Origin of the sequence: Bacillus sp. T3 (assembly GCF_033449965.1) — a bacterium.
Classification (GTDB): domain Bacteria; phylum Bacillota; class Bacilli; order Bacillales; family Cytobacillaceae; genus Bacillus_BU.
This window is the reverse complement of sequence record NZ_CP137761.1, coordinates 2,490,096-2,506,346: the sequence shown is the minus strand read 5'-3', so window position 1 is coordinate 2,506,346 and position 16,251 is coordinate 2,490,096. Positions and strand designations below refer to the sequence as shown.

Sequence of the window (16,251 nt, the reverse complement as noted above, 5' to 3'; positions counted from 1 at the left end):
TCGCGTGCTAAAGCAATGTATGATATGATTTTAATGCTTTTGAATAATTATGATAGGGAGGGTGCTATGGAATCGTTTGTTCTCATTTTTGTCGGAATAATAGTTCTAATTTTTATCAATCTTATATTAATAAAATCAAAGCAATTTATTGGAATAGAAGAGAGTTTGGATGATGTGCAAGCCTTTATTGAAAACAATGGAGGAACTCATCTATCCCACTTAACATTCCTTAATGATAAAGAAGTGTATCGAACAAAAAATAATAAGGTATTATTCGTTTATCAAAAAATAGGGAATAAGTTCATTGTTCTAGGTGACCCAATTGGAAAAGAAGAATATATTAGAGAAGCTATGGTTGAATTTACTGAATTTAGTAAAGGTTTGAGGAAAAATCTTGTTTTTTATCAGGTTTCAGAACGATTTCTCCTTCATTATCGAAACTTTGACTATCAATTATTCAAGCTTGGTGAAGAAGCAAAGGTTGATTTGGATGAATTTACTCTGGCAGGTAAAAAGGGTGCAAAGCTAAGAACGAGAAAAAATAAATTTGAACGGAATGAGTTTCAATTTAAAGTATCCTATCCGCCTCATTCTTATGAATTACTCGGAAAAGTTCAAGCTATATCAGATTCCTGGCTGGGTGGCAGAAAAGAAAAGGGTTATTCTGTCGGCTTTTTCTGTAAGGATTATCTTGCTCGATTTCCGATAGCTACGATAACCAATCCAAATGGAGAAGTCATTGCGTTTACTTCACTTGCTTGTGATAAGCAAAAAAGAAAGCAAACGATCACAATTGATTTAATGAGACATGTAGAGAATTGTCCACATGGGACGATGGATTTCTTATTTTTATCAATTTTTCAATGGTGTAAGGACCATGGCTATGATTGGTGCAGTATGGGAATGTCACCGCTTGCTAATGTCGGTGTAACGAAGCAATCATCCATGTACGAAAAACTGGCTCGTCTTGTGTTTGAGCACGGCCACATGTTTTACAAGTTTAAGGGATTACATGAATATAAAAATAAATTTACTCCACAATGGGAGTCGAGGTATTTAGCTTACAATAAAACATTTTTACCGCTCTTATTTATTCAGTTAGTCATACTTGTTCATCGAAGAAATCAAAAGTCAAGCGAAGGTAAACTGCTGCGTGGTTTGAGGAATGTAAGTTAATTACATAGCAGAAAAGGCGGAAGCTCCTAATGAAAAGGGGCTTCCGCTTTTTATATGTAACTGTTTCAGTCCATTTACTATAAGACATACCGCTGCTTCCTCGTGATTCCATAAATTCGAAGAATACACTTTTCAGGAAAACTGCATAGATTATGTAGTAAGCAAGGCGAGGAGGTAGAACGATGGGGAGTCATTTATTAGAGCAATTTTTAACGGATCATTTACTGGATTTGAAGAGTAAAGGTTTATACCATCACATCGATCCACTTGAGTCATCAAATGGCCCGATGATTATAATTAGCGGTCAAAAGCTCATTAATCTATCCTCTAACAATTATTTGGGGCTAGCGACTGATCAACGGCTTAAGGAGGCAGCAATTAAGTCTATTGAAGTATTTGGGGTAGGAGCGGGTGCTGTTCGGACGATAAATGGAACGCTTGAGCTTCATGTACAGCTTGAAGAGAAATTAGCTTTATTTAAACAAACAGAAGCCGCAGTTACCTATCAATCTGGCTTTAATTGCAATATGGCGGCAATTTCTGCGGTAATGGATCAACATGACGCCATTCTTTCTGATGAATTAAATCATGCTTCCATAATTGATGGATGTCGACTTTCTAAGGCAAAAATCATTACGTATCGCCATTCAGATATGGAGGATTTATACCAAATAGCTAAGACTGCGACCGAATCCGGACTCTACAACAAAGTAATGGTGATTACAGATGGTGTATTTTCGATGGATGGTGATATTGCAAAGCTGCCCGAAATCGTAAAAATCGCAGCAGAATTTGACCTGATTACGTACGTCGATGATGCCCATGGTTCTGGCGTATTAGGTGGAGGTGCAGGTACTGTAAAGCATTTTGGGCTTTCCGATCAAATTGATTTCCAAATTGGAACTTTATCGAAAGCCATTGGTGTTGTCGGTGGATATGTTGCTGGAAAGAAAAATCTAATAGATTGGTTAAAAACTCGAAGTCGTCCGTTTTTATTTTCGACGGCCACAACACCTGGAGATGTAGCAGCTTGTATCCAAGCGCTAGAAATTTTAAGTACTAGTGATGATCTAAATAAGCGATTATGGAAAAATGGTAGTTATTTAAAGGCTGGATTAAAAAAGCTTGGCTTCAATACAGGAAATAGCGAAACACCGATTACGCCTTGTATAATTGGGGACGAACTTAAAACTCAGCAGTTTAGTAAAAGATTACTAGAAGAAGGGGTATACGCGAAAGCCATTGTTTTTCCGACTGTTGCCAAAGGTACTGGCCGTATCCGGAATATGCCAACAGCAGCTCATACGAAAGACATGCTTGATGTCGTCATTTCGATATATGGAAGAGTCGGAAAAGAAATGGGTATTATTTAATATCTCCTTATATCGGAGGAAATCCAATGAAAAAAATTATGATTACAGGAGCCTTAGGTCAAATTGGCACGGAATTAACCGAGATGTTAAGGCGTTTGTACGGCCAAGATAATGTTCTGGCAACGGATATTCGTCCAACCGATAACGAAATCATCCAAGCCTGTCCATTTGAAATTTTAGATGTTCTCAATGGTGATTCAATGTATCGCCTTGCACAAAAGTACAGTGTTGATAGTATCATCCACTTAGCTGCACTTCTTTCGGCAAAAGCAGAAATGAATCCACTATTAGCCTGGCAAGTGAATATGGCTGGACTTGTTAATGCTCTCGAGACTGCCAAGCACTGGCAATGTCAGTTATTTACCCCAAGCTCCATTGGCGCTTTTGGCCCAACAACCCCAAAAAATAACACCCCACAAGACACTCTCATGCGCCCAACAACAATGTATGGAATCAATAAAGCAACAGGCGAACTTTTGTCAGACTACTATTATTTTCGCTATGGCGTAGATACACGCGGGTTACGGTTCCCGGGTCTGATTTCCTATAAAACTCCACCTGGTGGCGGAACAACGGATTATGCAGTAGAAATCTACCATGATGCGATTAAGCAAGGGAGCTATACTTCTTATATCGCGAAAGACACCTATATGGATATGATGTATATGCCAGATGCATTAGCGGCAATAATCGACTTAATGGAGGCAGATTCAGTTAAGCTAAAGCATCGAAATTCCTTTAATGTGACGGCAATGAGCTTCGATCCAGAGGGGATTGCAGCAGAAATCCGCAAGCACATACCTGAATTTAAGCTTCATTATAACGTAGATCCGATTCGCCAACGGATTGCTGATAGCTGGCCAAACTGCATTGATGCAAGCGCTGCGTTCGAACAATGGGGCTTTACAGCAAAATATAAACTCCCTGATATGACGATTGATATGCTTGATAAGCTTGGCCCAAAGAAATCAGTAGCTAGTTAAACGTACGGCCCTTTAGGAAACATATTCCTCCTATCGGGCTGTTTTTTAAGGGAATTGGGTAACTACTTTCATTTTTCATACCCCTTTCATCGTTTTGAAATAATTTGTTCACATTTAGTGTTTAACATATAGAAGAACGAAAACACTAAGGAGATGAACTATGTTAGCAAAATTAAAAACACGCAAAGGGATTTTATTTATATCATCAGGAGTATTGCTTGTTGCTTCGATCATCCTAATTGCCTATTTCAGTTTGAAAAAAGATATAGCTGCAGAAGTTAATGGTGAGAAAATCACAAAGGATGAATTGTATAGCCTGCTTGAAGAACAGTATGGAGAAGAAGCATTAGATACGCTTATCTCTGAAAAATTAATACAACAAGAAGCAGATAAAGAAAAAATTTCTGTTTCCACAAGTGAAATCGATGAAGAAATAGCTGCACTACAGGAATCTTATGGAGGAAAAGAGGCCTTTGAATCAATGTTAGAATCAAGTGGCTATACACTAGACTATGTAAAAAATGATATTAAATCCTATTTAACTTCCAAAAAACTATTAGAGCCAGGGATTAAGGTTACCGAAAAGGAAATGAAAGAATACTTTGAGGAAAATAAAGCAACCTTCAATGAAGGAGAACAAGTAAAGGCGAGTCATATATTAGTTGAAGATGAAGCCACGGCTAAAGAAGTGAAGGAAAAACTTGATAAAGGTGAAGATTTCGCCAAGTTGGCAAAGGAGTATTCAACCGACACGACCACTAAGGATAATGGTGGGGATCTTGGATTCTTTGCTGAGGGTGAAATGGTTGCCGAATTTGATGAAGTTGCTTTTGCTTTAGCTGTGAATGAAATAAGTGATCCCGTCAAAACTGATTATGGATACCATATTATTAAAGTGGTAGAAAAGAAGGATGCCGCAGAGGCGAAATATGAGGATCATAAAGAAGAAATTAAAGCAACCCTAATAGATCAAAAACTGCAAACGGAGTATACCTCTTGGTTAGAGGATAAAAAAGCAGATGCCGATATAAAAAAATATTAATTCTTGACAAAGACCGTGAACCTTGCAATGTTCATGGTCTTTTAACATTTTGAAAAAAACGTATTTGAACTTCCCTTCTCATTCTATTGAAAAAAAGACGAGCATATATTAGTAGAAAAGAAGTTGCGGAGGGACGCTGGTGGACAAAATGAATCAAGGAACCAAGAAACGTGTTCGCACTATATATCTGCTGTTAACTGGTGTGTTTGCCCTTTTCATCATCCGAGTTGGGTATATTCAATTTATTTATCAAAATGATTTGGTGACCTTTGCACAAATGGAACAAAATGCTCAGGAGCTCAATATCCCTATCGTTGAAAATGTTAAAAGAAGCTTTAATGTTGAGCTAAAAGGTTATACAGAGGTCACAACGGACGAAATCATAAACAATGGCAAGTCGGATGTTGGCTCTTTATCGCTATTAGACATCGTTTATTCCAGCTGTCAGGATGGATGTGTCGGAAGGCCGGCTATTTTCGTTAAGGATGATAGTGGCTATGTTTTTTATAAAAACAAAACAGGAGAAAATACATTAGTTGAAATAAAACGAACAAGTGATCGCTGGATGAAAACCACCACACATACAAGGTAAAGATATACTGTTAAAAAGAATACATTAAAGTATTGAAGGGATGATTCAGGGTCATCCTTTTTTTGATCTCTTTTGTAAGAATATTACTACAAACCCAATAACTTAAAGATTTTCCACTAGAAATGAACAAACTATTAACAAACTGTTGCTGCTGTATTAAATATTTAGGATAAATTGAAAAAACGGTTGAACCTTACGCCAATACGATTTACCTTTGATTTAGAACTTCTAAAATAAATGTGTTATCTTAAGAAAATATCAGCTTTTTTAGTAAAAGCTTTACCTACAGGAAGGTGTTATGGATGAAAATATTAATGATTGAGGACAATGAGAGCGTTTGTTCGATGGTTGAAATGTTCTTTCTTAAAGAAGGCATACAAGGTGAATTTGTAAATGATGGTCTTGAAGGCTTGCAACGGTATAAGGACGGTGACTGGGACTTACTGATCGTCGATTGGATGCTGCCTAATATGGATGGAGTAACCATTTGCCGGAAAATCCGAGAAGAAAACAAAACCATTCCGATTATCATGCTCACGGCGAAAGACACTGAATCCGATCAGGTATTAGGGCTTGAGATGGGTGCCGATGATTATGTGACAAAGCCGTTTAGTCCACTCGCGTTAATGGCAAGAATCAAAGCAGTTTCACGCCGAGCTGGAAATGCAGCAAAGGAGGATGAATCGCTTCGTAATCATTTTTTAGAGACACAGTTTTTTAGAATCAGTAAAGAAACAAGGGAAGTATTTCTAAATGATGAACAGATTACCAATCTCACTCCGAAGGAATTCGACCTTCTTTATTATTTTATCGAACATCCCCGTCAGGTATTTTCGCGTGAACAGCTGTTGGAGCGTGTCTGGGGCTATCAATATTATGGGGATGAACGGACCGTCGATGTCCACATTAAACGGTTACGCAGTAAAATTGGCACAGCAAAGCAGCCCTTCCTTCAAACCGTTTGGGGTGTAGGCTATAAGTTTGATGAGTCGGTGGTAGAGGATGAAGCTTAAGCTCAGGTATATTTATCAGCTTTTTATTAGCCATCTTAGTATTCTTATCGTCGCTTTCCTTATCTTGAGCATCATCTTTACCAATTATGTTGAGAATTATGTTTATAAAAACAAAGCAGAAGAGCTTACTAACTATGGTGAAAATATTCTGAGGCAATTTGACCGAATGCAGGTTGGAAGCAGACAAATATTAAATCAATATAGCTCGCTTTTAAAGGCGAGGCAGATTGATTTTATCATTTTTGATAATGAAGGAAGAGTCGTTTATCCTGACTTCGGCAAAATTCCGAGAATTGAATTAAAAGAGAGTGAATGGAAAGTCATTACTGAAGGAGAAACCCTCGTTGTGAAGCGGGACACAAGATACGATTCTGATGTTTCCCTTGTTGGAGTTCCATACATGAAAGAGGGCAATTTTCTAGGCGGAATTTTGCTATTCTCTCCCGTAAAGGGTTCACGTGAAATGATTAGTCAAATCAATGACTATTTGCTTTATACCGTTATCATTTCATTATCTGTTACGTTGTTGATGAGTTGGATTCTCTCAAAAATTCATGTTCGAAGAATCCAAGGTATTCGTGATGCCACCTCGATGGTCTCAACTGGAAATTATGATGTGAAGCTGCCATCGTCTAGCTTTGATGAAATTGGTGAGCTTGCTAATGACTTTAATGAAATGGTTGGAAAATTAAAAAGTTCAAGCAACGAAATCGATAGTTTAGAAAATCGGAGACGGCAATTCATGGCTGATGTTTCCCATGAAATGCGGACACCGTTAACCACTATCAGCGGTGTCATTGAAGGAATGCGAAGCAGAATGATCTCTGACGAGGATAAGGAAAAAGGGATTAACCTCGTAAGCAAAGAAACCAAACGATTAATTCGACTAGTCAATGAAAATCTTGATTATGAAAAAATTCGTTCAAATCAAATTAAATTAATGAAGGAAGAAATACAATTAGATGAATTACTAGAAATTATTCGGGAAACTCTTCTGTTCCAGGCTGAAGAGAAAAATAACCAAATAGTCGTAGAGGTAGAACCTGGAACAGTTGTCCATGCAGATTATGACCGTATGATTCAAATCTTAATAAATATTACGAAAAACAGTATTCAATTCACAAATAATGGACATATTTGGTTGCGCGGAAAAACAGCAGAAAATCAAACAATTATTGAAATTGAAGATAGTGGAATTGGGATACCTCCAGAGGAGATCGAATCGATTTGGCGGAGGTTTTACAAAGCAGATTTGTCTCGTAAAAATAATCAATATGGTGAATTTGGTTTAGGCTTGTCGATCGTAAAACAGCTCGTCCAGTTACACGATGGAGAGATTACTGTTCACAGTCAACAAGGGCAAGGGACAAAGTTTGTCATCATCATCCCAAATAAGAAAATGTAAATGAGTTTTAAAAAATGACTGCCTTACGAGGTAGTCATTTTTTTGCATTTTTAATGATTTTTTCATGACTATTCATTTTCTTTTCCAAGTTTGTTAATAAGTTTGTCATATTTTCTCGGTAAGATGATAGCAGATAAATAATCACTTTAGATTTTCTACAAAGAAGGTCACATAAATTCGATTTTTGGAGGTATTTTGCATGGAAAATTATGAAGGTCAAGAACGTCAAATCGTCGTTCATAAACAGTCTAAAGGAAAACAATTTGTATCAACTGTAACTGGTGGAATTATTGGATCGGTGCTAACCCTTGCCGTTATTACAAGTCCTTATTCAAGCCAAGTACTCGATCGATTAAATATTAATATTGGGAACGAAACTCAACAAACCGCAAAAACAGAAACTACCAATGTGGCGACCAAAACCACACCGGTTACAGCAAAAAAAACAAATAATTCTCAAAGCTCATCGATTTCCGACATGGTGGCATCTGCATCACAATCAATCGTAGGTGTATCAAATATTCAACAGTCAAGTAACCGTTTTTCCCAGCAAGTACAGGAGGTCGAAAGCGGGACAGGCTCAGGAGTTATTTTTAAGAAAGATGGAAATAAGGCCTATATCGTGACGAATAATCATGTCATTGAAGGTGCTAGTCAAGTGGAGATTACGCTTGCGGATGGTGAAAAAACGTCGGCAAAAATTATCGGTGCTGATGCGCTTACCGATTTAGCAGTACTAGAAATTGATGGTAAATATGTGAGCTCCGTGCTCAGCTTTGGTGATTCATCAACATTGCGTGCAGGAGATGAGGTCGTTGCAATCGGTAACCCACTTGGTCTTGATCTTTCAGGTACCGTTACTCAAGGGATTGTTAGCGGAACCGATCGTTCTATGGCAGTGTCAACCTCAAGTGGAGAATGGGATTTAAATGTCATTCAGACTGATGCGGCTATTAACCCAGGCAATAGCGGCGGTGCACTTTTAAATACGGAAGGGCTTGTTATTGGGATTAACAGCTTGAAAATTTCAGAAGATGGTGTGGAAGGCTTAGGCTTTGCGATCCCTAGTAATGATGTCATTCCGATTGTGAATGAATTGATCGAAAAAGGTGAAATTTCTCGACCTTACTTAGGAGTTAGCCTGGCTGATCTAGAGCAAATCCCTGCACAATATCTACAGGACCTACCAGAAAATATTAACTATGGAACGATGGTAACAAATGTGGATTCAAGTTCTAATGCAGGTAAAGCAGGTCTTGAGGTCCAAGATGTGATTGTATCCTTTAATGGAACAAAGGTCGAAGGAGCAAGTGATTTAAGAAAAATTCTTTATACAGATGTAAAAGTCGGAGACAAAGTGAAGTTAGAAGTTTATCGAAATGGAGAATTAAAAACGTTTACGGTTACGTTAGCTAAATAACTCACCCAGATGAACATTCCAATTTGAAAGGAGGTGAAATGATGAAAAAAAAGATTTTTTGGATGATCTCCGTTGCAATAGCGGCACTTGTGTTCATTCATCTAGTGAAGTTGGCTGTTTTTCAATGTAGTTCAACTTCAATGGCAGGCTTTTCATCACCAGGACAGAGTTTCAGCGGACATGGTTTTCAAAATGGCGGATTTGGACATTTTGGAGGATCTTCGGGGTACATGATGGGAGGCCAGCACAGATTTCAAATGGATTACACCGCACACAGTAGCCTATTATTCCCGTTCTTGTTTTACTTCGGATTGGCAGGAGTTGGATTTACACTTTACAAGCTGGCAGCTAAAAAGGCAATCGTTAAGGGAATTGGCGTCGGATTTCTTTTTATCGGTCTTTGGGGGTTGTTACCAAACTGGATTGTTCTATTAGGTCTGATAGTTGGCGCTTACTACTGGTATAAGTCAAATAAATCAACAAACACATCAATGAATATGCCAGAAAGCTATATTACTTTACCAACACAAAAGCTAGATTTCCTTGATGAATGGGAGCGGAGTATTAATAATAAGGAGGAAAAATAAATGGGTATTTTTAAAAGAATAAAAAGTATAGTAGTTGCCGATATCAATTGTGCAATCGATAAGATGGAAGATCCTACTACTATGTTGAAGCAATATTTAAGAGAGTTAGAAGAAGAAATCAAAAAGGGAGAAAATGCCCTAGCTAATCAGCTTTTTATTGAAAAAAAATATGAAGCCCTGATTACTGAAGCACAAAGCGTGATTGAAAAGCGAGCTCGACAAGCGCAATTAGCCGTGGATCAAAATGAAGAAGACATTGCGAAACTTGCATTGCAGGATAAAATTGCTCAGGAGAAAAAACTGACGATCGCAAAGGCTACATACGAAACGGTAAAAAAGCAAACGACAACCGTTTATGCACAAGTAAAAAAATTAAAAGAAACATACGAGGAGCTTCAACAAAAAAACTTGCTCTCATCGCAAGAGCAAATGTTGCTGAGGTTACGAATCAAGTAAATGGATCTCTTGCATCGTTTTCTCCAGAGAGTGCAGTTAAAGGTTTTGCACGAATGGAGGAGCAAATATTAAATTTAGAGGCAAAAGCCAGTGCTTCACAGTCCTTTTATGAAATGAATTTATCAAAAGAAGCACAGTATTTAAATAAAGCCCTTCAAGACGAAGTTCAAATAGAGCTTGAAAAACTTAAACAAGCGAAAACGACTACTGTTTAATAACTAAAGTAACCCCCCAGTGCCATATTCAAGGCAAAGGGGGGTTACTTGTTTACTTTCATTATACTAATCAACAATATAACGATTGTATTTATCGGTTCACATAAATTAACTTGTCTTTCTTTTCTGTTACAATACCAACAATTTCAGCGATGGAATGCCCTTTTTGCTTTAAGTTTTCAATATATTGAAGTGCCTCGCTTTCATCAAGGGCAACGAGTAATCCACCTGAAGTGATAGCATCGCATAGGACTAACTGCTCATCTACTGAGATTCCGTTATACTCTACATCATTTAGTAGCCACTTATGATTAGCCTTGGAGCCACCAGGAATGACGCCCTGAGCAGCTAATTCAAAGGTTCCCTCTAGTACCTGGTATTTTTGAAAGTGTGATTTCGAAGCTTACATTACTTCCTCGAGCCATTTCACTTCCGTGACCTAATAATCCAAAGCCTGTTACATCAGTTACAGCAAACGGGTTTAGCCCGGCTAAGCTTTCAGCGGCAATTTTGTTAAGATAAGCCATCGTTTCTGTTACGATTTGTTCTTGCTCAGCTGTTACTGCACCACGCTTAATACCTGTTGTTAGAATACCAACCCCAATTGGCTTGGTCAAAACCAGTACATTACCTGGCTTTGCACCGATATTTTTCCAAATATGGTCTGGATGTACAATTCCCGTTACAGATAAACCGAATTTAGGCTCTTGGTCATCAATTGAGTGTCCACCAACTGTTACCGCACCACTTTCTTTTACTTTATCTGCTGCCCCTCGTAATATTTCTGATAGTATTTCAGGTCCCAATTTTTTAACTGGGTAACCTACGATGTTAAGGACTGTTTTAGGAACCCCGCCCATCGCATACACATCACTCAAAGCATTTGCCGCAGCAATTTGTCCGAATTTATATGGATCATCCACAATCGGCGTAAAATAATCAAGGGTTTGAATTAACGCGATCGAGTCCGTTAATTGGAAAACTCCAGCATCATCAGATGTTTCATGCCCAACCAATAATTCGGGTACTGGCTCTTGTTTTGGTAAAAGACGCAACACTTGCGCCAAGTCCTCAGGACCAATTTTACAGCCTCAGCCAGCCTTAGAAGATAATGAAGTTAGGCGTATTTTTTCTTGTTCGCTCACCATTTTCCACCTCCAGTGTCTAGTATACCTTTATTTAAACAATCTCGCACATATTCAAACAGATATTTTGCAGAGTGTTACGAGTTTATACTACAATATTTTTACTTCATGCTGTTAATGTATAATAAAAACAGGTAGAAAGGAGCAGGAAATTGAAAAAATTTAATGTTGTTGTAGAATTTTGTATGATGTGAAACTTTGCACCTAAAGCCGCGAGTATCGCGGAAGAATTGTTTACCCATTTTAGAGGTGAAATTGAAAAATTAGAACTAATACCTTCATCTGGTGGTGTTTTTGAAGTCACTGTTAACAATGAAAAAATCTATTCCAAAAAAGAGACAGGAAAATTTCCGAGTTCAAATGAACTGATTGACAAAATGGAATCATACTAGTTTGCTTAAAGACCGACTTTTTATAAAAGCGGTCTTTCTTTATTAAGATAAGAAGGTGTAAAAAGTTTGATGTGTGACGAGCGAAAGGGCCATCGGCTTTTCTTTTATGTGAAATATATTTGAAGATTTTACCCTTTCTTTTTCATGGTTAGAATTATTGGTATAATAACAATGGTTAATTTGTTTGGAGGGGATTTTTTGAAACATTTACTTCGGTTATTACCCCCTGTTCATGAGCTTCAACGAGAGCCACGGTTTTTACAAATGGCTTCTGAGAACGGGGTAGAGTCCAGCTATTTAACGAATATACTTAAACAGACACTCGATACAGTGAGAGAAGAATTATTAATGGGTATTTGGAAAGGCTCTGAACCGGGGACTGCATTTTTCACAGAGGAATTGTATGCTCTTGTCGAGGCCACTGTAAAAAATAAAACAAGCTACACATTAAAACGGGTTATCAATGCGACAGGAACAATCCTGCATACAAATTTGGGACGAGCACGGTTGAGTGATCGTGCTGCAGCGCATGTCCTTGACACTGCCCAAAATTATTCTAACCTTGAGTATAAAATTGAAGAAGGAGAACGAGGCTCGCGACATAGTCATGTTGAGACACTTATTAAGGAAATCACCGGAGCAGAGGCAGCTATGGTCGTTAACAATAACGCAGCTGCGGTCTATCTTGTGCTACGCTCATTAGCTTTTGAAAAAGAAGTGATTGTCTCAAGAGGGCAGCTCGTTGAGATAGGTGGTTCATTCCGAATTTCCTCGATAATGGAAGAAAGCGGGGCTAGACTAGTAGAGGTTGGGACGACCAATAAAACCCATTTATACGATTATGAAAATGCATTATCCTGCGATACCGCTATGATATTAAAGGTACATACTAGTAATTTTAAAACAATCGGTTTTACAAAATCTGTGGAAACAGATCAATTAGTGCAATTAGCGCAAAGACAAGACGACGTCATTTTTTATGAGGATCTTGGTAGTGGAGTTTTGTATGATTTTAAACAGCATGGAATCGGGGATGAGCCGGTTGTTAGGGAGGTTTTAAGCACGGGTGCTGATCTCGTTTCTTTTAGTGGTGATAAGCTTCTTGGCGGGCCACAAGCTGGAATTATTGCAGGAAAAAAAGCGTTAATTGATAGGCTGAAGAAACATCAGCTGGCTCGTGTGCTTCGGGTCGATAAAATGACATTAGCCGCATTGGAAGGAACATTAATCGATTACGTTAAAGGCGGATCGGATTTAAAAAATATCCCGACGATTCGTGATTTATTATATACCCAAGAAGAATTAATGGTTCGTGCCGAAGCTTTTGCGTTAAAAGTACCTAGTGAGTTTAAAGTCCGCACCCTAAATGGTACCAGCCAAGTTGGAGGGGGAACGATGCCGGATGTTGAATTGCCAACTACTGTCGTTGCAATGAAGCATACTCACATAAATGCTGAGCACTTAGCGAGAAAGCTTCGATTGGAACATGTCCCATCGATTATTGTTCGAATTCAAAACGAAGAAATTCATCTAGATCTACGCACTGTAACGAAAGATGAAGAAATGATCATCATTGATGCATTTAAAAAGGTTGCAGCTGGCTCCTAACCAGCGCAACCTTTTTTTATTGTCTATCTCCAGCGGCTAGGGGCTCGGGGTCATAAGTCAATCCCTTCCGGAAATCAGGATTTCCTGCAGGGCTCGCCTTATGCCTGTCGCCCCTGAGCAAGCCGCTTCCGCTTTTCTATCTGTCTAGCTCCAGCGGCTAGGGGCTTCCACTTTTCAGTCCATACGCCGCTGAACGGTCGCTTCCGCTTTTCTACATGTCGTGATGTTGGTTATGTTTTTGTCTTGTGTGGTTTCGGTTTTTAACTTTATGAGAACCGCTTAAAGGCTCTGGTTGGCCGCTGTTGCCACCTTTTGGAGCGTTCTTTCGCATATCTTTCCCATCGTTTTTGTTCATCTTCATCCCTCCTATGGATAGGGTGCGATTTCACCGTAATATTTATACTGAATATTATTTAATAAAATTGCACAATTTAACGTTAACATTGTATTAGGAGTGAAAATGTAATGCCTTACCATAAAAATAAGCAGCAAGCCTTTCAAGCAGCACAACAAGGAATTGAGGATGTACAAGGATTATATAGCGAAATTGTACAAGATAGTGCAAGCTACGGTCATCAATTAAAGCATTTAAAAAATGAGGTTAATGAAGCGTATCAGCAAATTGAAAATGCATTAGAGGTGGCATCCGACCATCAACGTGCTCAATTAGAACGATTTCGCTCAGATTTAGAAAACATTATCCATGAGGTAAATCTTCCAAGTAATGAATATTAAAGAAACAAGCGGCTATGATTAATTAGCCGCTTGTTTTTCATTGTGTGCCCGGCATGGGTGCAGGCTCTAGGGTGAAAGTCCCGAACAGCGAAGGCAGTAGTAGCTGTAGCTTAAGACAAGGGTATGAGGGGTGACCCTCATACCTGAAGGAAGTCGGCGGCAAACTTCTGCCCCGAGGAACACGAATCTCATATAAGGCTAGGTGACATTGGATGAGTCTGCAATACAAGATAAAGCCCATACTGCCGAAGATGTCACAGAGTAAATGAGGCGGGGACATGGAAGGAAAGTCTGCACTCTTACCCGGGGAGAACCTGTCGATATGCCGTACTCATGCGGTAAGCCAATCCGTGAGGATTGGTTGAACGACAGGCGTCAGCAGAAGCCATAGTACTTAATCGCTTAAGAGGTTAAGGAAGGGCTGAACCAGTTATGGAAAGTAGGAACTAGGCGTATCTTTCTTTTCAATGAAGCAGAAAACAATGAACCTGTTTACGGAAAGAAATGGTGAACCCATGGGGGTCCCTAAACAGGGTGGAGAACGGAAAGAACACAAACAGAACACCTACTTACGCGGGAGGTTATATCAATGTTAATGGAACAAGTCCTGTCACGGGATAATCTACTTAACGCTATTAAAAGAGTAGAAAAGAATAAAGGGAAACATGGAGTTGACGAAATGCCCGTCACGGCTCTACGCGGACATATCATGCTTAACTGGAATGAACTGCGTCAATCCCTAGCAGATGGGACCTATATTCCTCTCCCAGTCCGTCGAGTCGAAATCCCGAAACCAGATGGCAAAGGAAAAAGGAAATTAGGAATCCCAACCGTGACAGACCGTTTCATTCAACAGGCAATCACCCAAGTGCTAACCAAAATATATGACCCAAGTTTCTCAAAATGTAGCTTTGGATTTCGTCCTAGGAGGCGAGCCCATGATGCAGTAATTTTGGCCCAAAGTTATATAGAGGAAGGATATCGATGGGTTGTAGACATCGACCTTGAAAAATTCTTTGATAAAGTTAATCACGATAGATTAATGAGTAAATTAGCTACTAGAATTCAAGACAAAACTTTACTCCATTTGATACGGAAATATTTATCCTCGGGTGTAATGAAAGGCGGACTTGTCAGTCCTAATCTTGAAGGAACTCCGCAAGGAGGGCCGCTAAGCCCCTTGCTTTCTAATATCGTCTTGGATGAATTGGATAAAGAACTCGAGCGAAGAGGACATAGATTCGTTCGATACGCAGATGACTGTAATATTTACGTCAAATCCAAACGTGCAGGAGAGAGAGTAATGGTTGCGATGACTCGGTTTATTGAAGGGAAACTTAAGTTGAAAGTTAACAGGGAAAAAAGTGCTGTTGACCGACCTTGGAAAAGGAAGTTTCTTGGATTTAGCTTTTCAAGCAACTTAAAACCGAAGGTTAGGATTTCACCACAGTCTATTAAGCGATTTAAGGATAAAATCAGGAAGCTAACGAGTAGACGTAAATCAATCGCAATGGAAGTAAGGATCAATAAGCTTAATGAATATCTGGTTGGTTGGGTTAACTATTATCACCTTGCGGATACACGCTCCGTATTTGCAAAACTAGAAGGATGGTTAAACCGAAGGTTAAGGATGATTCGATGGAAAGAATGGAAACTCCCAAAAACTAAGGTAAAGAAGCTTATCGAACTGGGAGTACCAAAAGGGAAAGCATATGAATGGGGAAATACGAGAAAGGCTTACTGGAGAATATCTAAAAGCCCTATCCTACAGAAAACACTAAGGAATACCTATTGGCATTCCTTAGGATTAAAAAGTATTACTGCAAGATATGACTCACAGCGTTTGACTTAACTGGAACCGCCGTATACGGAACCGTACGTACGGTGGTGTGAGAGGGATAAATGGAGGTTAGTCGCCTCCCCCTATCTCAATTGTCTAGCTCTAGCGACCAGCGTCTATTGATTTTTCTTTCGTTTTTTATTATTTTGTTTTTGCATTTCCGTTAAAGGCTCGTTTGAGTATTCTTCATTAAAACCCGCACCGATCCCTTGAGACTTAGCTGCATTCATCCCTGGAATGACATGATTTGCTTTTCGTTTAGACAAAAT

16 protein-coding genes and 2 pseudogenes are annotated in these 16,251 nt (G+C 38.9%); 15 read left to right on the top strand and 3 right to left on the bottom strand.

Annotated features, from left to right (window positions below):
* Positions 1–66: 66 nt before the first annotated feature.
* The 11 genes from RGF10_RS12920 to RGF10_RS12870 all read left to right on the top strand — a co-directional run bounded on the left by RGF10_RS12920 (position 67) and on the right by RGF10_RS12870 (position 10,262).
* Positions 67–1,176: a phosphatidylglycerol lysyltransferase domain-containing protein gene (locus tag RGF10_RS12920; protein WP_318502646.1), complete on the top strand. Its 1,110-nt coding sequence runs from the start codon at positions 67–69 to the stop codon at positions 1,174–1,176.
* 182 nt (positions 1,177–1,358) lie between these two features.
* Positions 1,359–2,549, top strand: coding sequence for a glycine C-acetyltransferase (locus RGF10_RS12915; protein ID WP_318502644.1), 1,191 nt, complete (start codon positions 1,359–1,361; stop codon positions 2,547–2,549).
* A 26-nt stretch (positions 2,550–2,575) separates the two neighbouring features.
* The gene (locus tag RGF10_RS12910; RefSeq protein ID WP_318502642.1) at positions 2,576–3,532 is read left to right on the top strand and encodes an L-threonine 3-dehydrogenase; all 957 of its coding nucleotides are present in this window, start codon (positions 2,576–2,578) and stop codon (positions 3,530–3,532) included.
* A gap of 160 nt (positions 3,533–3,692) precedes the next feature.
* On the top strand, positions 3,693–4,574 hold the full coding sequence (locus RGF10_RS12905) for a peptidylprolyl isomerase (RefSeq protein WP_318502640.1): 882 nt from the start codon (positions 3,693–3,695) through the stop codon (positions 4,572–4,574).
* Between the two features lie 139 nt (positions 4,575–4,713).
* Positions 4,714–5,166 (top strand): hypothetical protein, encoded by a 453-nt coding sequence (locus RGF10_RS12900; protein WP_318502639.1) that lies wholly within the window; start codon positions 4,714–4,716, stop codon positions 5,164–5,166.
* A gap of 302 nt (positions 5,167–5,468) precedes the next feature.
* Positions 5,469–6,179 (top strand): response regulator transcription factor, encoded by a 711-nt coding sequence (locus RGF10_RS12895; RefSeq protein ID WP_318502637.1) that lies wholly within the window; start codon positions 5,469–5,471, stop codon positions 6,177–6,179.
* Positions 6,169–7,584: a HAMP domain-containing sensor histidine kinase gene (locus RGF10_RS12890; protein ID WP_318502636.1), complete on the top strand. Its 1,416-nt coding sequence runs from the start codon at positions 6,169–6,171 to the stop codon at positions 7,582–7,584. The genes RGF10_RS12895 and RGF10_RS12890 overlap by 11 nt, the downstream gene beginning before the upstream one ends.
* 199 nt (positions 7,585–7,783) lie before the next feature.
* A complete protein-coding gene (locus RGF10_RS12885) occupies positions 7,784–9,004 on the top strand; it encodes a S1C family serine protease (protein WP_318502634.1) in 1,221 nt (406 codons plus the stop codon).
* 38 nt (positions 9,005–9,042) lie between these two features.
* Complete coding sequence (locus RGF10_RS12880; protein WP_318502633.1) at positions 9,043–9,591, top strand: hypothetical protein; 549 nt, start codon at positions 9,043–9,045, stop codon at positions 9,589–9,591.
* Positions 9,592–10,047, top strand: a complete 456-nt coding sequence (locus RGF10_RS12875; protein ID WP_318502631.1) for a PspA/IM30 family protein — start codon at positions 9,592–9,594, stop codon at positions 10,045–10,047.
* Positions 9,963–10,262, top strand: coding sequence for a PspA/IM30 family protein (locus RGF10_RS12870; protein WP_318509450.1), 300 nt, complete (start codon positions 9,963–9,965; stop codon positions 10,260–10,262). The genes RGF10_RS12875 and RGF10_RS12870 overlap by 85 nt, the downstream gene beginning before the upstream one ends.
* A gap of 91 nt (positions 10,263–10,353) precedes the next feature.
* On the opposite strand, the pseudogene selD reads toward RGF10_RS12870, so the two are convergent.
* Positions 10,354–11,410, bottom strand: a pseudogene (selD, locus tag RGF10_RS12865) (selenide, water dikinase SelD).
* A gap of 203 nt (positions 11,411–11,613) precedes the next feature.
* On the opposite strand from selD, the pseudogene RGF10_RS23865 reads away from it, so the two are divergent.
* Together RGF10_RS23865 and selA are read left to right on the top strand one after the other, a co-directional pair.
* Positions 11,614–11,799 (top strand): annotated as a pseudogene (locus RGF10_RS23865) (Rdx family protein); the annotation flags it as partial.
* Positions 11,800–11,997: 198 nt separating this feature from the next.
* Complete coding sequence (gene selA / locus RGF10_RS12860; protein ID WP_318502629.1) at positions 11,998–13,407, top strand: L-seryl-tRNA(Sec) selenium transferase; 1,410 nt, start codon at positions 11,998–12,000, stop codon at positions 13,405–13,407.
* Positions 13,408–13,618: 211 nt separating this feature from the next.
* On the opposite strand, the gene RGF10_RS12855 is transcribed toward selA, so the two are convergent.
* A complete protein-coding gene (locus tag RGF10_RS12855) occupies positions 13,619–13,762 on the bottom strand; it encodes a small acid-soluble spore protein P (RefSeq protein ID WP_318502628.1) in 144 nt (47 codons plus the stop codon).
* A 110-nt stretch (positions 13,763–13,872) separates the two neighbouring features.
* On the opposite strand from RGF10_RS12855, the gene RGF10_RS12850 reads away from it, so the two are divergent.
* Both RGF10_RS12850 and ltrA read left to right on the top strand, forming a co-directional pair.
* Positions 13,873–14,142: a hypothetical protein gene (locus RGF10_RS12850; RefSeq protein WP_318502626.1), complete on the top strand. Its 270-nt coding sequence runs from the start codon at positions 13,873–13,875 to the stop codon at positions 14,140–14,142.
* A 589-nt stretch (positions 14,143–14,731) separates the two neighbouring features.
* Entirely contained in the window at positions 14,732–15,994 is a 1,263-nt protein-coding gene (gene ltrA / locus RGF10_RS12845) for a group II intron reverse transcriptase/maturase (RefSeq protein WP_318502625.1), read from the top strand.
* A gap of 104 nt (positions 15,995–16,098) precedes the next feature.
* Here the strand turns inward: ltrA and sspO are convergent, their stop codons facing one another.
* Positions 16,099–16,248 carry a small acid-soluble spore protein SspO gene (gene sspO, locus RGF10_RS12840; protein ID WP_318502623.1) on the bottom strand — a complete coding sequence of 50 codons (150 nt, stop codon included), beginning with the start codon at positions 16,246–16,248 and terminating at the stop codon, positions 16,099–16,101.
* Between the last annotated feature and the right edge of the window lie 3 nt (positions 16,249–16,251).

Excerpts from the sequence above, each read along its gene's own strand:
- RGF10_RS12875 (WP_318502631.1), top strand. The coding sequence starts at position 9,592 with ATGGGTATTTTTAAAAGAATAAAAAGTATAGTAGTTGCCGATATCAAT.
- RGF10_RS12905 (WP_318502640.1), top strand. The coding sequence starts at position 3,693 with ATGTTAGCAAAATTAAAAACACGCAAAGGGATTTTATTTATATCATCA.
- RGF10_RS12920 (WP_318502646.1), top strand. The coding sequence starts at position 67 with ATGGAATCGTTTGTTCTCATTTTTGTCGGAATAATAGTTCTAATTTTT.
- RGF10_RS12855 (WP_318502628.1), bottom strand. The coding sequence starts at position 13,762 with ATGAACAAAAACGATGGGAAAGATATGCGAAAGAACGCTCCAAAAGGT.
- RGF10_RS12890 (WP_318502636.1), top strand. The coding sequence starts at position 6,169 with ATGAAGCTTAAGCTCAGGTATATTTATCAGCTTTTTATTAGCCATCTT.
- RGF10_RS12880 (WP_318502633.1), top strand. The coding sequence starts at position 9,043 with ATGATGAAAAAAAAGATTTTTTGGATGATCTCCGTTGCAATAGCGGCA.
- RGF10_RS12895 (WP_318502637.1), top strand. The coding sequence starts at position 5,469 with ATGAAAATATTAATGATTGAGGACAATGAGAGCGTTTGTTCGATGGTT.
- RGF10_RS12885 (WP_318502634.1), top strand. The coding sequence starts at position 7,784 with ATGGAAAATTATGAAGGTCAAGAACGTCAAATCGTCGTTCATAAACAG.
- RGF10_RS12915 (WP_318502644.1), top strand. The coding sequence starts at position 1,359 with ATGGGGAGTCATTTATTAGAGCAATTTTTAACGGATCATTTACTGGAT.
- ltrA (WP_318502625.1), top strand. The coding sequence starts at position 14,732 with ATGTTAATGGAACAAGTCCTGTCACGGGATAATCTACTTAACGCTATT.
- RGF10_RS12850 (WP_318502626.1), top strand. The coding sequence starts at position 13,873 with ATGCCTTACCATAAAAATAAGCAGCAAGCCTTTCAAGCAGCACAACAA.
- RGF10_RS12910 (WP_318502642.1), top strand. The coding sequence starts at position 2,576 with ATGAAAAAAATTATGATTACAGGAGCCTTAGGTCAAATTGGCACGGAA.